14 protein-coding genes are annotated in these 18,676 nt (G+C 48.1%); 7 read left to right on the forward strand and 7 right to left on the reverse strand.

The window, feature by feature from the left end:
- The first annotated feature begins 69 nt into the window (after window positions 1–69).
- Window positions 70–816 (forward strand): MBL fold metallo-hydrolase, encoded by a 747-nt coding sequence (locus BK127_RS28520; RefSeq protein WP_076235507.1) that lies wholly within the window; start codon window positions 70–72, stop codon window positions 814–816.
- Between the two features lie 100 nt (window positions 817–916).
- Here the strand turns inward: BK127_RS28520 and BK127_RS28525 are convergent, their stop codons facing one another.
- From BK127_RS28525 to BK127_RS28555, 7 genes are all read right to left on the reverse strand, one after another.
- Window positions 917–2,356 carry a polysaccharide deacetylase family protein gene (locus BK127_RS28525; RefSeq protein ID WP_076235508.1) on the reverse strand — a complete coding sequence of 480 codons (1,440 nt, stop codon included), beginning with the start codon at window positions 2,354–2,356 and terminating at the stop codon, window positions 917–919.
- Window positions 2,357–2,495: 139 nt separating this feature from the next.
- Window positions 2,496–3,665 carry a serine hydrolase domain-containing protein gene (locus tag BK127_RS28530; protein WP_076235509.1) on the reverse strand — a complete coding sequence of 390 codons (1,170 nt, stop codon included), beginning with the start codon at window positions 3,663–3,665 and terminating at the stop codon, window positions 2,496–2,498.
- Window positions 3,666–3,758: 93 nt separating this feature from the next.
- Window positions 3,759–4,223 (reverse strand): thioredoxin-dependent thiol peroxidase, encoded by a 465-nt coding sequence (bcp, locus tag BK127_RS28535; RefSeq protein WP_076235510.1) that lies wholly within the window; start codon window positions 4,221–4,223, stop codon window positions 3,759–3,761.
- A 112-nt stretch (window positions 4,224–4,335) separates the two neighbouring features.
- Complete coding sequence (locus BK127_RS28540; RefSeq protein ID WP_076235511.1) at window positions 4,336–5,631, reverse strand: serine hydrolase domain-containing protein; 1,296 nt, start codon at window positions 5,629–5,631, stop codon at window positions 4,336–4,338.
- A gap of 245 nt (window positions 5,632–5,876) precedes the next feature.
- Window positions 5,877–6,665: an ABC transporter permease gene (locus tag BK127_RS28545; RefSeq protein WP_076235512.1), complete on the reverse strand. Its 789-nt coding sequence runs from the start codon at window positions 6,663–6,665 to the stop codon at window positions 5,877–5,879.
- Between the two features lie 4 nt (window positions 6,666–6,669).
- Window positions 6,670–7,464, reverse strand: a complete 795-nt coding sequence (locus BK127_RS28550; RefSeq protein ID WP_076235513.1) for an ABC transporter permease — start codon at window positions 7,462–7,464, stop codon at window positions 6,670–6,672.
- Window positions 7,457–8,533, reverse strand: coding sequence for an ABC transporter ATP-binding protein (locus BK127_RS28555; protein WP_076235514.1), 1,077 nt, complete (start codon window positions 8,531–8,533; stop codon window positions 7,457–7,459). The genes BK127_RS28550 and BK127_RS28555 overlap by 8 nt, the downstream gene beginning before the upstream one ends.
- A 246-nt stretch (window positions 8,534–8,779) precedes the next feature.
- Between BK127_RS28555 and BK127_RS28560 the strand changes: the two genes are divergently transcribed.
- The 6 genes from BK127_RS28560 (at window position 8,780) to BK127_RS45005 (ending at window position 18,544) form a co-directional block, all read left to right on the forward strand.
- Window positions 8,780–9,931, forward strand: coding sequence for an LCP family protein (locus BK127_RS28560; RefSeq protein WP_083689666.1), 1,152 nt, complete (start codon window positions 8,780–8,782; stop codon window positions 9,929–9,931).
- A 147-nt stretch (window positions 9,932–10,078) separates the two neighbouring features.
- Window positions 10,079–10,876: a PhzF family phenazine biosynthesis protein gene (locus BK127_RS28565; protein WP_076235515.1), complete on the forward strand. Its 798-nt coding sequence runs from the start codon at window positions 10,079–10,081 to the stop codon at window positions 10,874–10,876.
- Window positions 10,877–10,916: 40 nt separating this feature from the next.
- Window positions 10,917–12,263: a glutamate-1-semialdehyde 2,1-aminomutase gene (locus tag BK127_RS28570; RefSeq protein WP_076235516.1), complete on the forward strand. Its 1,347-nt coding sequence runs from the start codon at window positions 10,917–10,919 to the stop codon at window positions 12,261–12,263.
- 511 nt (window positions 12,264–12,774) lie between these two features.
- On the forward strand, window positions 12,775–17,328 hold the full coding sequence (locus BK127_RS28575) for a glutamate synthase-related protein (RefSeq protein WP_256711488.1): 4,554 nt from the start codon (window positions 12,775–12,777) through the stop codon (window positions 17,326–17,328).
- Window positions 17,329–17,547: 219 nt separating this feature from the next.
- Window positions 17,548–18,129: a Rieske 2Fe-2S domain-containing protein gene (locus BK127_RS45000; protein ID WP_256711489.1), complete on the forward strand. Its 582-nt coding sequence runs from the start codon at window positions 17,548–17,550 to the stop codon at window positions 18,127–18,129.
- Window positions 18,068–18,544, forward strand: a complete 477-nt coding sequence (locus BK127_RS45005; protein WP_256711490.1) for a hypothetical protein — start codon at window positions 18,068–18,070, stop codon at window positions 18,542–18,544. The genes BK127_RS45000 and BK127_RS45005 overlap by 62 nt, the downstream gene beginning before the upstream one ends.
- Window positions 18,545–18,676: the final 132 nt, after the last annotated feature.

The following is an 18,676-nucleotide window of genomic DNA, read 5'->3' on the forward strand; positions in this document are numbered from 1 at the left end:
ATTCCCCAATAGCTCTTATTTCTCTACAATGTGTATAAATCCTTTTTAACTATACCTGGAGGTTATCCGATGAAAGTACGGCTTATACGTAATGCTACACTATGGTTGGAATATGGTGGAGAGACAATCCTCGTTGACCCTATGTTCAGTGAGGCCGGAGCAAATCCTCCTATTATCAACACGGAAAATGACAGACGTAATCCACTGATGCCTCTTCCGGTCCCACTGGAAACGCTGCTAAACCCCAGTCTGGTCATTGTAACACATACACACCTCGACCATTGGGACGTGCCAGCTATGGAGAAGCTGTCCAAGCAGATTCCACTCATTTGCCAGCCTAATGATCATGCGTCTATGACAGGCAGGGGCTTTCAGCATGTCAATCCAGTCGACAAGGAACTGCGCCATAACAATCTCACCTTGTACCGAACCGAAGGCCGTCATGGCACAGGCGACATCGGTCGGGCTATGGGGCCAGTCTCTGGCTTTGTTCTGCAGACACCAGGCGAGCCGACCTTATACTTGGCAGGTGATACGATTTATTGCGAAGAAGTCGAGGCTGCGCTTGACGCCTACAAGCCTGAGATCACGGTGGTCAATGCGGGAGGGGCACGATTTGTTACAGGTGATCCCATTACAATGACAGCAGCAGATATTGCTCAAGTTTGCGGCCATTCGTCACATACGCAGGTGATTGCTGTCCATTTGGAAGCAATCAATCACTGTTTGGAAACACGAGCAGACCTTCGATCCCAATTACTAAAAGAAGACCTGATGAATCGGGTGAGCATCCCTCTGGATGGTGAATGGCTGTAACGAACCCTGGTTTTTCTGTGCCGTTCAACAAACCCTTAATAATTTGTGGATAAAAAGGGGCTAAATGTGGATGGATTGTGGATAAGTTGATTTATTGATTCTACAACCGCAGGTTCATCCCCACTTGAACCTTCATCACCCCGTCCTCTGGGCCATAGGCTGCGATGCCGATTCTGAGCTTATCCAGCGTACCCCGCAGTGGCACATAAACGGTACCCTCTTGCAGTTCCATTTGCGGCAGATGGATCGTCGTTGTGGTGCCGTGGTCGCGTACACGCAGCTCTTGCCGGGCAAAATCATATTCCAGCGTATGCAGCCCATAATGGGCAACAGCTGTTCGCTGCTCACCGCGCCATTGTATGTCGCCACCCAATGACTCCATTAACTGGCGCAAAGGTACCTGATAGTGACCATGCTTGAAACGATAATGCTCGGTATCCAACTTAAGACTCTTTCTACCCAGCAGCACTTCAAGCGGAACCGCCGCGGAACGTGTATGATTCGTCAATAATAAACTCCCTTTGGTTCCGACAACAGTTGATGTGGATACACCACCGGCAGTTTCTTGGATCATTGGGCTGGATTCACTATGATTCGCCTTGCCTGCTGCCTGCTGCGCATGTCTGCTCTGTTCGAGAGCAGACATTGCCAGCTCGTGGACTTTGGCCTCAGCCAGTTGTTTCTCATACCCCGCTTCGCTTGATGGGCGCGGCTGCTGTACCTTACCCAGAGCAAAATGCTTCGGCTGTACCGATGGTTGCAGCACAGCAAACACGTATCCTTTTTGCTTGAACAATCGTATAATTTCAGGCAGCGCCTTCACGGTTTGCTCGTGTCCGGTTCCATCGTGCATCAGCACGATAAGCTCATCCTGGAACGGCCCCTTGCGGACGGTCTGGATGATTTCCGATGCGGGCACGCCAACTCTCTTGGAATCACCGCTGTCGATATGCCAATCGTGCACCTCATACCCCGCCTGATCCAAATAATAAAAGTAAAATGCATCAAAATTACCGAACGTTCCGCCCGGCGCACGAATCAAAGAAGGCCTGATATCCACAGTCTCAGCTAATATGTCCTCTGTCCGCTCAATCTGCTCCCAAAACGAAGAAAAGCCTTTGTACAGCTCACCATATACATGATTATATGTATGATTGCCAATAGCATGGCCTTCAGCCACCGCTCGCTTTACGAGGTCAGGATAAGCTTCCACCTGCTTGCCCAATACAAAAAACGTCGCTTTTACCTCTTCCTGTTGTAAAATATCGAGTACTTGTCCAGTCAGCTTGCTTGGACCGTCATCAAAGGTCAAATATACGGTTGGCTGCTGTGGAGCCACGTACACTTTATCCTTCCAGACCCGCTCACCTTTTTTTAATTTCAGATAAACCTCATGAGAATCTGGCTCCCCCACCACAGGTTCTGTCTCGGCATAGATACGATTAGAAAAACAAAATAAGGCTGCCAAACAAAATAACAAATAACCCAGTACCAACCTTTTGTAATAGGTGTGTGAGCGAGCATGCAGGCCGCTTGGCATTAGAAGTAACCCTCCGAATCATCCGTTATTTTACTAGACTATATGGTTCGGCTGCACAAAAAAGAACCGTACAGCCACAAGTGGCTGACGATTCTATGGTCCTGCTATTGGTCTATCTATCGTTATTGGTGCTCACTGCTCACTTATCCTTCATTTGCTTGAAGCTTGTCATAACGGCATTCAAATTGTTGACCCCATCCGCATTAGCAGGCAGTGGTGAATCGGATCGAATCGCTCCGACTATTTTCTCCAGCAAGGATTCCGTAACGAACGAGTTGGCTGTGCTTGCGGTAAATACCGCTATCAGATTTTGCTTGGGCAGCACATAGATGCGCTGTCCGCCTGAGCCCGCAGCATAGAACATATTAATGCGATTTGCCGTTCCTTTGGATTCAATATTTTTCAGCCACCAGAAGTAACCGTAGCTGCCCAGTGAACCATCGGCAAATTCCTGATCATCATGCTTCTTCAAGGTAGCTTCAATCCACTTGGTGGAGAGAACCTGCTGCTTATCCCAAAGTCCATTGTGCAAGTATAAATATCCGATTTTCGCCAAATCCCGTGCTTTCATATGTACCGAGAAGGCGCCAATATCAATATTTTGTGGATCGGCATACCATTCCACGTCCTTAATGCCGAGCGGCGTGAACAGCTTCTGCTCCGCATATTTGGCCGTTGGCATATTCACAGCCTTTTGCAAAATAGCCGACATCAGATGTGCATTTCCGTTGCTGTAATTAAAGTCCTTGCCCATCTTCCCAACCAGTGGTTGATCCAGTATATATTTGACCCAATCGCTGCTGTCGACCATTTCGTTGGAGGAGCGCTCACCTTCATTGTCCCATTTCAGCCCTGATGTCATCGTCAGCAAATTTTCAATCGTAAGCGCGCCTTTGTCCGGACTGGTCGCAACCGCTTGAGGCAGCACCTCCGACAGCTTTTGACTCACACTCTTTAACTTACCTTCATCGATCGCGATACCTGTTAGTGCTGAGGTCAAACTCTTCGTAGCTGATAAAATATCCTGAGCTACATCAGGCGACGCATCTGCATTATAGCCTTCAGCCAGTATATAACCGTTGCGTACCAGCACAAGGCTATGGATGTTGTTCCCTGGAACCTGCTTCATCACGTCGGCAAGCGCCGTCGAATCCATCCCTTGAGCCTCAGGAGTCGAGCTCTTCCATTGCTCCGTAGGCCAATAATCAGGCTTTTTTAATTCCTGAAGCTGCTTGATGATCTCACGGTCCGAGTATACATCCGCTTTGGTTTCCTTTTGATTCCCGCAGGCGGTGGTAACAGCAAGCATTACCATTACCACCAACGTACAGGCAGCTATATATCGGCTCTTACTCGAAAGATACCTCATCTCTCTACCGTCCTTTATTTATATAATAATAGCTTATTCTTCTGCCGCTTGAAGAACTTCGGTCACATGATTTTTAACCTTAACCTTGCGCCACTCCTTAACCAAAATACCCTGTTCGTCAATAAGAAACGTTGAACGCACCACGCCCATATATTCTTTACCGTACAGCTTCTTAAGCTGCCAAACGCCAAACAGCTCACTGACCTTATGATCGGGATCGGACAGCAGTTCAAAAGGGAGATCATACTTGGCAATAAATTTATGATGAGATTTCAGATCATTCGGACTGATTCCCAGTACAGTTGCATTCATGGCGTCAAATGCTCCGTTGGCATCGCGAAAATCACAAGATTCCTGAGTGCAGCTGGGTGTCAGATCAGCCGGATAAAAATAAATAATAAGTTTTTTTCCAAGATATTGCTGGAGGGATACAAGCTCGCCGCTGCTCGAGGGCAATGTAAAATCAGGAACCTTCTGTCCCACTTCAAGCTGTGACATTCTTTTATCCACCTTTCCTATGTACGAAACTTGCTTTTGTACGAACCCATTCTATGTACAAACCAGGATAACCGATATCGGATATCCTGAGCTGTGAAATGCTTGAGATCTTCTATTCCAGCTTGTCTACCATTGCCTTAAAGGCTTGAAGTGCAGCAGTAAGTCGCGCCTCTCCCGCAGCATTAGCAGCTAATGGCTGGTTCGATTTGACCGCCGTGGTCGCTTTGAACAGCATACCTTCTGGCATGTAGTCTTCCTTCTGGTTATTACCTGTAAAAGCCATAATCAGATTTAAATCGGGAACTACAAAGATACGCTGTCCACCCGAACCTGCTGCATAAAAAGCATCATGATCAAGTATCGCGCTTCCCGAATTGGAAACCGGCTTGAGCCACCAAAAGTATCCATAGCCGCCGCGTGTGCCATCTGCGTAATTTTCAGCTACACGCTGCTGAACAGATGCTTCGACCCATGAGCGCGGCACAATTTCCTTGCCTTCCCATTGACCTTTTTGCAAATACATCAATCCAAACTTGGCCATATCCCGAGTCGTAAGCTGCAATGACCAGGCACCAATTGAATATCCTTGCGGATCAACTCCCCAGGACACATTCGTAATACCGAGCGGGTCGAACAGCTTGGATTTGGCATACAGGCTGATCGGTACACCCAGCGCCGTCTGCAATACACCGGACATCAGATGTGCATTGCCATTACTGTAGTTGAATACCGTTCCTGGCTGGCTCGTCACAGGTCGCTCCAAAACATATTGCAACCAGTTCGGTGAATCCGCCATTTCATTGGAGGAACGCTCACCTCTGTTGTCCCATTCAAGCCCCGAAGTCATCGACAGCACCTGTTCCACCGTTATATTGCCTTTAGCCGCATCTCGCTCAATACCAGGGAAAAAATCCTTTAGCTTCTGGTCCACACCCGTAAGCACATGTTCGCCTATCAGCATCCCTGTAATCGCGGATGTCACGCTTTTGGTCACGGAATAGAGCGGCTGCCGCGTATCTGCATCCACTGCCTGACTATAACCTTCTGACAATACATATCCATCCCGAATCAGGACGTAACTGTGCACATTGTGATCCTTGAAATCCTCGACCATTGCCGCAATGGACGCCGAGTCAACTCCATGCTCCTCCGGTAATGCAGTTTTCCAGCCTGCTGTTGGCCAATAATCCGGCGGCAGAATGCTTTCCATCGACTGCACCACCTTTTGCCCCGAATAGGCTGTCGGTTCCCCCTTGGCAGGGGTCTTACTACAGGCAGCTGTAGTCAACAATATCGCACTTAATAAACAAATAGCAGCTGTACGCAGCCCCACCAACGACCGACGGCCTCCATTTTCGGAAGCTCTTGTGGATCGACGGCCTTTTTTCTCTAATTCTGTATCCAGCATCCCGCTTCCCTCCAAATCCTTTCTCTATAGGTTCAGTATGTAGGGTTATGTATTTCTGTCCAGATTAGTCATGAACCCCTCATTTTAAAACTATAGGCCGAATTTATGAAGAAAGAATGATGCGAAGCTGAATATAACCTGAATTTAACATTAAAATATTTCCAAATGTACGCATGTACATTTCCGTTGATAAAAATACCTCCCCCACTGTTCAGGTAGAGAAGGCTGTTCAGAAGCGGAAACATTTACGATCCTGCTCCGCGGTAACGCTTGACACCAATGTTCCAAACCGTTAAACCGAACGCCAGGAACACCAATCCGACAAGCGGTGTCAGCAAAGCAAAACCTCCCCAGTTTGCACGATCCAGAAAATACGCAGCCGGGAAAAAACCGACAAAACCAAACGGTAATACCCAAGTCAGCAAGAAGCCAAGCAGCTTGTTGTAAATCGTCATCGGATACCGTCCATAGTTCTGCAAATTGTAGATCAATGGTAAAATTCCGGTTGGGGAGTCCGAGAAAAACGAGGTGGCGATAAAGAAAATATAGATGCCCCCGTAAATCATGATCGAACCGGCCACAAGCACAATCAGCACCAAAGGATCATACCAGGAAAGAGTTAGACCCAGATGCGACCACGAATACATCATAATCAGAAAACCGGTTAAGGCGCTGAACAAGGAGGACGGATCCATATTTTCCAGCATGAGCTGTACCAGATTGTAAGCGGGGCGGGTCAAAATTCGATCCATTTCTCCCTTCACAATGTACTTTTCTGTAAATCCCCACAGACTGAAGAAGGCGCTGAATATACCGAACGGAACCATAAAATAACCGTACACGAACAAAACCTGCTGCTCGTTCCACTCGCCAATCAGCTGTGTATGCTGAAACACCACCAGTATGAAGAACAAATTCAAACCATTAAACAATAGATCAGACAATACTTCAATCCAAAAATCCGAACGGTAGCTAAGACGTGTCTTCATATAATTTTTCAAATAATCAAGCACCAGGCCTGCATAAAATGCCATACGATCAACCTCCCTGCACGAACAGCCGTGTCCGTGCGCCGCGCCACAGCAAAGCTAACGGCACAATAAGCAGCACGAACCATAAAAGCTGCACACCTAATACTTCATATACGGCGCTGCCGGTCACTTTACCGGTAAATACGGCGCCGGGCAAATACGTAATTGCCTGAAACGGCAGCAGCTTCAGCACCCCTTCAGCCCAGCCAGGGAAAAATGAGATTGGCACGACCAATCCGGAAAACAAGTCAACCATCACCCGCTTCATCCGCATCATGCCCTCATTATTTTCCAGAAAAAAAGCAAATAGCCCAGTTATGATATTAATTTGTGAATTAATCAGGAAGCTTAGAAATAACATAATCATAAAGACAACCCATATTACCGGATCGGTAGGCAGCTTAACCGGAAACAGCAGCGAAACCACAACCATTCCCGGAGCCATAAACAGAAACAGCCGAAAGATGCCCTCACCGAAGCCCTGCATCATTTTCACAATAATATAGTTGTAGGGGCGAATAAATTGAATCGCAACACTGCCATCCTTGATTTCACTAGCAATTTCGCGATCCAGATTGTTAAAATAGAACGCCCGGGCCATCCACGAAACGGCTACATAGGTCGTCATTTGCGCCACCGTCATACCGCCCAGTGTCTCGCTTGTCCCGTAGATCGCCTTCCACAAAAAATAATACGCACCTATGTTAAGCGCATAAATGATAATTCCGCTGTAGTAATTGACGCGATAAGCCAGCATCATGAGAAACCGCATGCGGATAATCTCCATATAAGCGCTAAGCATGCGAGTTCACACCCTTTTCCTCCGCTGCTTGTGCAGAATCGTCTTGCAGGGCGGGCTTGGACTTCACTTCGGCAGAACCGGATTTATAAATTTCCCTTACGATGTCATCTGTGTTCGTTTCGGTAATTTTGATATCCTCAATATTCATCACACCGACTACGCGGCTGAGAACATCGGAGACGTTGGCCCCATTTTGCGGAATCCACACCCGGGCAGTCCCTTCATCATCTGCTGACCAATGCACATCCATACCTTGAGTCAGCTCCTTCAATCGGTCGAGCTGTACAGCTTCGGCAAATCGCATAATAATATCTTTGCCCTTGCCCCATTTTTCTTTCAGCTCGGCGAGTCCGCCGTCATATATAATACGTCCATCATCGAGCATGATGACCCTGGAACAGAGTGCTTCAATGTCCTGCAAATCGTGCGTTGTCAATAAAATCGTTGTTTCGTAACGCTGGTTCATCGACTTGAGAAATTCGCGAATTTCCGTCTTCACTACAATATCGAGACCGATGGTCGGCTCATCCAAAAATACAATCTGCGGGTTGTGCAGCAAGGATGCCGCCAGCTCACAGCGCATTCTTTGGCCCAGACTCAGCTTACGGACAGGCCTGTTCAACAGATCCGCGAGCTGCAGTCGTTCAACCAACTCACTTAAACGAGGCTTAAAATCAGCTTCAGAGACACGATACACCTTTTTCAACAGCTGGAACGACTCAATCACACCGATATCCCACCACAGCTGGCTGCGCTGACCAAATACAACACCGATCCCTTTCACAAACGCTTCCCGCTCTTTGTAAGGGATGTAGCCATTCACCTTGATACTGCCGGAGGTGGGAACGAGAATACCCGTCAGCATTTTGATCGTTGTCGATTTGCCGGCCCCGTTCTCGCCGATATAACCGCAAATTTCCCCTTTGTTAATTTGAAAGGAGATGTCCTTGACCGCTGTAACTTGGCTGTACTCCCGGTTGAACAGGTCACGTACGGCCCCTTTAAGTCCTTCACGTGTTTTCTGAATCTTGAATTCCTTACGTAGGTCATTCACATCAATAGCAAACATAGCTTCCTCCTGTTGAAAATCATTTCAGCATATTTATGTACGGAAGTTCGACAAAATATCCGATTTCATGAAACTTGATATCAATAAAACAAACGAACTATAATTAAGATAGAAAATGAAAACAGAGAAACATTTCCTCCTTGACTGAGGTATGATTCTGCAGCTTTTTCAAACCCTATATATGTTATGATACACGAACCCGGTACAAATCAAAAGCAAATCGACAGAATGAAAAGGGGGCGCACAATGATTAGGAAATTGAAGTGGTCGCTGTTGGCTATATGTCTGCTGCTCTTGTGTGGTGTCGGATATTATACATATGCTTTTTTGAGTTTCGCCAATCATATCCAAAATAAGCCAGGTTCCGGCAATAAACCACTCAGTACCATGTCGACAAAAAACACGTCGAAAAACGTCGAAACCTACTTGCCACCGAAGTGGGAGGGCAACCAACGTGTCAATGTTCTGCTGCTTGGCGGTGATTCACGGGGTATGAAACAAAACGAGGTGCCGCGTTCAGACTCCTTAATTGTCGCTTCCATAGATCCAATCACCAAAAAAGCGCACCTCTTTTCAATCATGAGGGATACATACGTGAAAATACCCGGGTACGGTGAGGACCGCATCAATGCGGCCTATGCTTATGGCGGTGCTAACCTGACGATGAAAACGGTAAGCGATCTGCTTGGCATCCCTATCCAATATTACGTATATACCGATTTCAAAGGGTTTATCGCGCTAGTGGACGCCATTGATGGCATCGATATCGATGTAGAGAAGAATATGAAATATTCGGATGCTGAGGATGGCCACGAATATGATATTAATTTAAAGAAGGGGATGCAGCATCTCGATGGCAAAATGGCGCTGCAATATGTTCGCTTCCGTCATGATGCCTTAAGCGATTTCGCTCGTACCGAGCGGCAGAGGAATTTTGTTCAGGTTGTTCTTAAAAAGATGCAATCTACCTCTTCCCTGCTCAAAATCCCACGTATACTAAGCAGTATTGACCCTTATATACAAACCAATCTGTCTACGACAGATATGATTAAACTTGGTTCACTCGGTTATGAGGCGAAAACCGAAGGCTTGATCAGCCAGCAGATTCCTCCATCCGAGCTGCTTCTTGAAAAGAAGGTTGGAGGAGCAGATGTTATCTCGGTAAATCGGGATAAGCTGCAAGTGTTCATCAAGTCACTCTTGAATGGACAAGACTCAAAAACAAATATGACGAAAGACGTGAATAGCAAAAACAATGTCGTAGAAGCTGACCAGCGAGCAGGTACCAGTTCCAGCAAAAATGCAACTGTGACAAATAAACCTGTCTTACCTGCTGCAACAGCTCCAAGCAATAAGCCAGCGGCAGTCAATAAGCCCCAATCCAGCTCGAATCCATAGTGAGCATAGAATTACGTAAGAACCCCATAAATATCCAGACTATTATCGCATCCGCAGTGAAAGCTGCTCTACGCCACTCTATAGTGGATGGGGCGGCTTTTCCTATAGAATTGATTTTATCTATTTTTCCAAAAGGAGCTGTTTCGAATGATCCCTATTTATACTGTTGATGCCTTCACCTCTACTCCTTTCTCTGGAAATCCGGCAGCTGTCTGCATCCTTCAGGAATTCCCTGATGACGACCATTGGCTGCTCAAGGTGGCCAAGGAAATCAATCTGTCCGAAACCGCCTTTTTATGTGCAATGGGAAATGGCAGCTACCGCCTGCGTTGGTTCACACCTGAAACCGAGGTCGATCTGTGCGGTCATGCTACATTGGCCTCTGCGCAGGTCATATGGGAAACAGGGGCTGCCTATGGAATCGAGCAGCTTCGATTTCACACTAAGAGTGGGGTGCTGACAGCCAAGCGATTGAATAATGGAATCGAGCTGAATCTCCCTGCAGAGCCTCCTGCCCCTGCAGAAGCTCCCCCTCAGTTGCTTGAGGCGTTGGGCAGTGTAACGCCTGTAGCCATTTATCGCAATCGTCTGGATTATATTGTGGAGCTTGAGTCAGAAGGAGCCGTACAAGAACTAAAGCCTGATTTCAAAATACTTAAAAACCTGCCCAGTCGGGGCTTGCTCGTCACAAGTAGGTCTGATAACCCGGATTATGATTTTGTAGCCCGCTGCTTTTTCTCTCCGGTAGGCGTCGATGAAGATCCGGTAACAGGCTCTGCCTACTGTGCATTGGCACCCTATTGGAGGGACAAGCTGGGCAAGAGTACAATGACAGCCGCTCAATTATCCGAAAGAGGCGGTAGGCTAAAACTCCAGACAGCCGACAGTAGGGTACTGATTCAAGGACAAGCCGTTATCGTAATTAAAGGGCTTCTGCTCCATTAAACTTCCTGATACCTATCTTACATAATGAAGGAGCTTTTCTATGACTGAACCTCATACTAACAGCCAGGCCGGACCGCGTTCCGAGTATTTGTACAAAGAGGCCCTCCAGCACATCGTTGGCGGGGTCAACAGCCCATCCCGCTCCTTCAAAGCAGTCGGTGGTGGCGCCCCGATATTTATGAAACGTGGCCAGGGTGCATACTTTTGGGATGAGGATGGCAAAAAGTATATCGATTATTTGGCTGCTTACGGCCCCATTATACTTGGACATGCCCATCCGCACGTGACAGCAGCCATTTGTCGTGCCGCTGAGAACGGCACCTTATTCGGTGCACCAACAGAGCTAGAAATTACCTTTGCACAGATGCTCAAGGCCGCCATCCCCTCATTGGATAAAGTGCGCTTTGTCAATTCCGGTACTGAAGCTGTAATGACTACCATACGTGTCGCTCGTGCGTTTACTGGACGCAGCAAAATCATTAAATTTGCAGGCTGTTATCATGGTCATTCCGATCTGGTGTTGGTCGCGGCAGGCTCTGGACCGTCCACACTGGGTATACCAGACAGTGCAGGCGTACCGCCCAGCATAGCAAGTGAGGTCATTACCGTTCCTTATAATGACATTGAAGCGCTGAAGGAAGCACTCGACAGATGGGGCGACGAGATTGCTGCTGTGATGATTGAACCGATTGTCGGCAATTTTGGTATGGTTATGCCGATACCCGGCTATCTGGAGCAGCTGTGTGCAGCTACACGCAGCAATGGTTCTCTCGTCATTTACGACGAGGTTATTACTGCATTTCGCTTCCACTATGGCTCAGCGCAAACCTTTGATGGCCTTAAGGCAGCAAGCCTTTCAGCCATCGAGCCAGACCTCACGGCCCTTGGTAAAATCATCGGCGGTGGACTGCCGATTGGTGCCTATGGTGGCCGTAAGGAGATCATGGAGCAGGTAGCTCCCTTAGGTCCGGCCTATCAAGCCGGGACGATGGCGGGGAACCCTGCCTCCATTTCAGCAGGCATTGCATGCCTGGAGGCACTGCAGGAGCCGGGCCTTTATGACCGGCTAGATGCACTGGCAGCCAGCCTCGAAGCCGGACTGGCCCAAGCCGCGCGCAAGTACGGCATTGCGCTGACGATCAACCGCATCCGCGGGTCGTTGTCTACCCACTTCTGCGATCATCCTGTGAGTAATTACGACGAAGCACAGGACACGGACGGCGAACAATTCGCTCGTTTTTTCCGATTGATGCTTGAGCAGGGGATTTGCTTGGCACCTTCCAAATATGAGGCCTGGTTTATGACCGCTGCCCATACAGAGACGGATATTACGGCAACTATAGCAGCGGCAGAGCATGCATTTGCCGTTATGGCAGCTAATCGGTAACAGTACGCCCTCATTCATAACCCCAAATAACGAACTATTATCTGATTGAGATAATAGTTCGTTCGCTTTTACAGAGATCTAAAATAATTATATTTTTCTCTTTATTCACCAATTATGCACAATAAATAACGCTTACATCTGCGTTTTACCTATAATGTTCTATTGTGCCTAGCGCTATTTCGTGATATCCTATCTATACTCTGTTTCTGGTAAATTAGCAGATTCTTGGGCTTTCAAGCAATATTCCAGTTCAATTTGTTGCTCATTTTATCAATCCCGGGTTTTACGTCTCCTTTTGGCTATACGTATTTTTATTCGCTTACAATCTGTTGCCTTCCACTCTTTATACAGGAACAATGAATTTTTATTCATTAGCGGTAGTTGGTAAATTTGTCCGCTTTCCTTCTTCTGATTTAATTCTTACAGCTTGCAGCTCGCACGCTCACGTATCGTTGAGACTTAAGCCACAACTTTTGATTGGGAGGTGATGGTCAGCCTGCTGACCACTAACATGAATGAAGCTATGCGTAATGAAGGACAATTTCGAGATTTATTAGCTGTCGAGCACGACAGCTGCGGGATTATTTGTATTATAGAAAAGGACGGTTTTCCGTCCAGAGACAATATTCGTAAAACCATCGATGCCCTTGTCAAGCTGGAGCACCGTTCAGGCTTTATTAACGGGGAAGGGGACGGTTGTGGGATTTTAACTGATATTCCACGTGCTCTTTGGGAACAAAAGCTTAACGATGCAGGTTTGGATGGTAAGCAAGCGTACAGTGAGCAGTTCTCCGTCGCTCATATATTCGTACCCCGCAAGCTTGACATCTCTGTCAAGGATATGCAAAGCGGCATTCGTGAGCTGTTTACCCAGTTTGGTGTTGAAATTATTTTGGAGCAGGAAGATCAGGTAGACAGCAGTGTACTTGGCGCTAATGGCCGTGCTGACGAGCCTACCTTCTGGCAAATTGCCGCCACCTGTAAAGTGCAGGAGCAGAAGACCGCTGACCGCTTATTCGAACTTCATACAGCGATCGAACGCCGTTATACCGTTCATGTAGCTACACTTAGCAATGTCACCGCGGCCTACAAAGTGATGGGTGCTGCGAGCATCCTTCCTCTATATTTTAACGATACACGTGATCCGTTGTTTGCGGCTCAGGTCACTATCGGTCACAATCGGTTTTCTACCAATACGCAATCCAGCTTTTTCCGTGTGCAGCCCTTTTCCCTGCTCGGTCATAACGGCGAAATCAATACCGTCAAAAAGTTACGTCTGGAAGCAGACTTGGTGGGCGTTCAGCTCGTAGACGGCGGTAGCGACTCTCAGGATATGAATCGGACCATCGAGACCTTCATTCACCGTTATGGTATCAGCTTGTTTGAAGCCATGGAAATTGTATTTCCTCCGATTATTAACGAAATGAAGCTGTTCCGTCCGGAATTGCAGGATTTATATGTGTATTATCGTCAGGTATGGGGTCATTATGCTCAAGGTCCTGCCGGTATCGTATCTCGTTATGGCAATGAATGTATTTTTAGCGTGGATGCACTTGGTTTACGTCCGGTATGGATGGTTGAAAGTGAAGCCTCACTCTACTTCTCGTCCGAGCAGGGTGTCATTACGGTCAGTGAAATGGTTGCTGATCCGAAGCCCATTGCACCCGGCGAAAAAGTCGGCGTCGTCCTGACACCTGGGGAGCATGTTCAGGTTATTCCGTACTCCGGTGTTCAATCCCTTGTTTATGATCGTGCAATCGAACGCGTTCAATTCACAGGCTTGCGCAAGCATCTTAAGAATATGGAGCAGCCTGACGGTGAGGTGACTGCAGCAGAAGCAGCACCAATCGTTGATGCGATTTACAGTGCTTTTGGTTGGGACCGTGAAGGTATCCAAATGATTGAATCGATCTCGGAAACCGGTGCTGAGCCTATTCGCTCACTGGGTCATGATGGTCCCCATGCCTGTATCAACTGGGAACGCACGAATATTCCCGACTTTATTAAAGAAAGTGTAGCCGTTGTTACGAACCCAGCGATTGACCGCGATCGCGAAATGGAGCACTTTTCCACTCGTATTATTGTCGGTCCGCGCCCAGGCATCTATGAACAGCCTGATCAACGTTTGCGTATAGAATTACTTACACCTCTGGTGCTTGAAGGAAGCAATGCCGAAAACTCCTTTACCGAACTGAATCAATTAAGCCTGGAGCAAATTCGCGCATTATTCGCCGCCCAAGGTGAGCACGCTGTAGTTGTATTGTCCACCACGTTTGCACGAGGCGCTTCTTTGAAGGAAGCCTTGAATGCACTGGCAGCAGAAGCGGTGTCCGCAGTTCGTAACGGTGCTATGCTTATTATTCTGGATGATGCCGATGCTCATCAAAATGATAGATTATTCATAGACCCACATCTTGCTGTATCCCAGGTCGATATCGCCCTAAGAGTAGAAAAACTGTCCAACGGCCATAATCTGCGCCGCCAAGCTACCCTCATTTTGCGCACAGCTGCTATTCGTAACCTGCACGATATTGCCGTTGCCTGTGGACTCGGTGCCGATATTTTGTCACCTTATCTCTTGTTCGCTACCGCATCCGCCAAAAACGGCGCACCGGCGGCACGCAAGGTGTACAGTGCTTTAACCAAAGGCTTGGAAAAAGTCATCTCGACCATCGGTACGCATGAGCTTCGCGGCTATACGCGTTTCTTCTCTTCGATTGGCCTCAAGCCGGAGCTTGCCGATGTACTTGATATTGTTAACTATTTAGGTAGTGAACAGGCTGGTACCGGTTTTGCAGAGCTGGAAAAGGATGCCGAAGCCCGTTATCAGGACTTCTCCAATCCAAAAGCCAAAGCGGCACGCAATTTCCACTTCTTCCAAAGAATGTGGAAAGCATTGGGTGAAGCTGCTGCAGGCACCGCTCCTTACAGCGACTATCGGGATAAGCTGCGCGAGGAAGAGCAGCGCAACCCGATTTCGATTCGTCACGTTGCCGACTTTAATTATGATAAAGCTCTTCAGGAAGGCCGCAAGCCGCTGGAGCCTTCTCATGTCGATATCGGCGTTGGCGGACATAGCCTGCCTATGCTAATCTCCTCCATGTCGTTCGGTTCGCAGAATGAAACAGCGTTCCGCGCTTATGCCGAGGCAGGCGAGCGTTTGAACATGGTCACCATGAACGGTGAAGGCGGAGAAATTAAAGATATGCTTGGCCGCTACACCAAAACACGCGGAGCGCAGGTGGCTTCCGGTCGCTTCGGGATTAACATTGAGCTTGCCAATGCAGTAGCTTTTCTGGAAATCAAAATCGGTCAAGGCGCCAAGCCAGGTGAAGGCGGACATTTGCCGGGTTCCAAGGTTACTGCCAAGATCGCAGCAGCACGGAATGCGACTATCGGTTCCGATTTGATATCTCCATCCAATAACCATGATATTTATTCTATTGAGGACTTATCTCAAATTATTTCCGAGTTGAAGGAAGCAAGTGGACGCAAAGCTAAAATTATCGTCAAGGTTCCTGTCGTACCAGGCATTGGGACGATTGTAGTCGGGGTAGCCAAGGCCGGTGCGGAAGTTATTACATTGTCCGGGTTTGACGGCGGCACAGGCGCGGCACGTATCCATTCCTTGACACATGTCGGCTTGCCGACCGAAATCGGTACGAAGCTCGCGCACGTGGCTTTAATTGAAGCCGGTCTGCGACATAAGGTTGAGCTTTGGTCTGACGGCGGATTGAAATCCGGTGCTGATGTCGTCAAAATGATGATGCTTGGCGCCAACCGCTGCGGCTTCGGCAGTATCTCCATGCAAGCAATCGGCTGCACGACCTGCCGCGGCTGTCACCTGGATACTTGCCATGTAGGGATTGCCACTCAAATTGATTCCATGGAAGAAGCCGAAGAAAAAGGCTTGCGCCGCTTTGTTCCTCGTGTCTATGATACGGCTGTCGATTCACTTGTGCGATTGTTCGGCGGTATGGGCGAAGAAATTCGTGAAATCGTCGCGCAGCTTGGCTTCCAGCACGCACAAGAGCTCGTTGGACGCTCTGATTTATTGCAGCAAATCAATGGTCTCGATAAAATCGACTTAAGTGAAATCCTACGGCCCGCGCCTGTTTCCTTTGCAGCTGCCGTGGATGCCCAAGCAGCGGCTGTTTCCGAGATTTCATCGGATATCCGCATTGCCGCAGGTGCAGAAGGGCAGGAGTTCTTCCCTGACTCCCTGAGCTTCCAGGCTCCTATTCAGCGCAACTGGTCCAAGGTCGATGCCGAGTCCCGAATTCTGGGTACCCGTTATGCCAGCCACCGCGTAAGAAATCGTTTCGACGGAAGCTATGAGGCTCTACCGACGGTATCGTTGAACTTGACGGACGGTTCTGTACCAGGCAATGGTCTCGGTGCTTTTAACGCACATGGCTTGCAAATTACTGTACACGGTGGTGCTGAGGACGGGGTTGGCAAAATGTCGTTTGGCGGCAGGATTGCCATTTTGAAATCACCTAGCCATAACAATCAATACATTAACGGCTCCGTAGGTAAATCGTTCGGTTACGGTGCCCAAAAAGGGCTGTTCCTTATTCAGGGCAATGCCGATAGCCGTGCCTGCATCCGCTTTTCCGGTGCCGATGTCGTATTTGGCGGTGAAATCAATACGCCGCTTCAGGATGAGCTGGGCGGTATCGCGAGCCGTGCCAATCTAAAGGGCTTCGCCTTTGAATATATGACTAATGGCCGCGCAGTAGTGCTTGGTGATCCTGGCCCTTGGATTTGCGCAGGTATGACTGGTGGCGTGATATACCAACGTCTCGTGCCTGAAATGGGCTTGGATGAGCAAGCCATCACTCGCCGTATTGCCAAAGGCGCGAAAGTCAAGATCGAAAAGATTGGCGCGCAAAGCAGCAAGGATTTGAACGAGCTGCTTACCGCCTACCATCAAGAGCTGCTTGGTTCCGGGCAGCAGGATGCAGCTGACACGATACAGCATTTGCTGAACAATCTCGAGACCAGCTTTGTACGTATTGCGCCAGTTGGCCTGCAAGCTGACCAATCTGTAGCAACTGAATAAAAACACTTAATAACCAGACCATCCACGCCGGAGCTAACCCTCCTTGGCGGGATGGTTTTTTGTTTCAAAGTCTACTACCGTTGGTATAGTGTATATAATAGTAGCTTGCCGAGATCCATCCCCGGATCATGCAGGCGCCTTAACGCCTGATTGTGCTCACTATTTAATGAATCGCATTTGACCCATTGGCAACACTAACATATTAGGAGGGTTGTCAGTATGGAAAACGAAACGTATCGGAAGAGCCGTAAGGAAGATCATGAAATATTCCCCTGTACCTGGTATGCAATCGGTTGGACCAAGGAGATAAGGGCGGGACAGAAGCTATTGAAAAAACGGTTGTTAGGACGCGACCTGGTTCTGTTTCGTGACGATCAGGGAAAGCTGTGTGCCCTGCATGCTTATTGTCCGCATCGTGGTGCTGACTTGTCATTGGGCAGCTGCAAGGACGGACTATTACAGCGCGCTTACCACGCATGGAGCTTTAACGGTGAAGGACAGTGCGTCGATATTCCCGCCCATCCAAATCGCGAAATCCCCAATTTTGCCCACACGCGCTCTTACCCAGTTTTGGAAAAAGCCAATTTGATCTGGGTTTATCCGAAGACCTATCAGGAGCTGGCTAAAGAACCCCTTCCTCCACTGGAACTATATCCGGTTCTCGAAAATCCTGATTATATTATGGCTCCCTATGATGCTGTATGGAAGGCTCATCTGACACGTGTGGTGGAAAGCGTACTTGACGTTGCTCACCTGCCTATCGTTCATCGGAAAAACATCCCGCAAGGAGATCAATATTGAATTTGAGGCCACGGAAGACACCATTCGGATACATAACGGCAGTGCCTTTCTCAATTACCAATTTCCAAATCATTGGCTTCTCTCTCCTGTCGATCAGACTAAGCGCAGCCAATTCATCAATTACGTTACATTTACACCTATAGATAAGGAAGTTACCGCCATATTCGGGGTTGCAGGACGTAATTTTGCCAAACTTCCGGGCGTGATCCTTATATTTTCCAAGTACAGCAGCAAGGTCCTTAAGGAGGATCAGTTCATCGTGGAGAGCCAGCATCCCCGTCCTATTCCTGATGCTTTACGAATGGAAGCCCATGTCCTGGCCGATGGTCCGCAGGTGCGCTTCAGAAATCGCTGGTATTCGTTTTTAACGGGTGATCCGAATTCACAAATATCGATCAGCCCAATCCAGATCTAACAACAGCAGAAAAGCAGCCATTCTGAAAAACATCTTTTATGTATGTATAGGAATATGTTGAATACCTGTGGTATTGACCGTGGCGGTTAAATAGCTTTACGGGGATAGGTCTGAGGATATTGATCGAACCTG

The sequence above is a fragment of the Paenibacillus sp. FSL H7-0331 genome (assembly GCF_001956045.1).

Bases quoted from the DNA above. Each gene is read 5' to 3' on its own strand.
- BK127_RS28520 (WP_076235507.1), top strand. From the start codon at position 70: ATGAAAGTACGGCTTATACGTAATGCTACACTATGGTTGGAATATGGT.
- BK127_RS28525 (WP_076235508.1), bottom strand. From the start codon at position 2,356: ATGCCAAGCGGCCTGCATGCTCGCTCACACACCTATTACAAAAGGTTG.
- BK127_RS28530 (WP_076235509.1), bottom strand. From the start codon at position 3,665: ATGCTTGCTGTTACCACCGCCTGCGGGAATCAAAAGGAAACCAAAGCG.
- bcp (WP_076235510.1), bottom strand. From the start codon at position 4,223: ATGTCACAGCTTGAAGTGGGACAGAAGGTTCCTGATTTTACATTGCCC.
- BK127_RS28540 (WP_076235511.1), bottom strand. From the start codon at position 5,631: ATGCTGGATACAGAATTAGAGAAAAAAGGCCGTCGATCCACAAGAGCT.
- BK127_RS28545 (WP_076235512.1), bottom strand. From the start codon at position 6,665: ATGGCATTTTATGCAGGCCTGGTGCTTGATTATTTGAAAAATTATATG.
- BK127_RS28550 (WP_076235513.1), bottom strand. From the start codon at position 7,464: ATGCTTAGCGCTTATATGGAGATTATCCGCATGCGGTTTCTCATGATG.
- BK127_RS28555 (WP_076235514.1), bottom strand. From the start codon at position 8,533: ATGTTTGCTATTGATGTGAATGACCTACGTAAGGAATTCAAGATTCAG.
- BK127_RS28560 (WP_083689666.1), top strand. From the start codon at position 8,780: ATGATTAGGAAATTGAAGTGGTCGCTGTTGGCTATATGTCTGCTGCTC.
- BK127_RS28565 (WP_076235515.1), top strand. From the start codon at position 10,079: ATGATCCCTATTTATACTGTTGATGCCTTCACCTCTACTCCTTTCTCT.
- BK127_RS28570 (WP_076235516.1), top strand. From the start codon at position 10,917: ATGACTGAACCTCATACTAACAGCCAGGCCGGACCGCGTTCCGAGTAT.
- BK127_RS28575 (WP_256711488.1), top strand. From the start codon at position 12,775: ATGAATGAAGCTATGCGTAATGAAGGACAATTTCGAGATTTATTAGCT.
- BK127_RS45000 (WP_256711489.1), top strand. From the start codon at position 17,548: ATGGAAAACGAAACGTATCGGAAGAGCCGTAAGGAAGATCATGAAATA.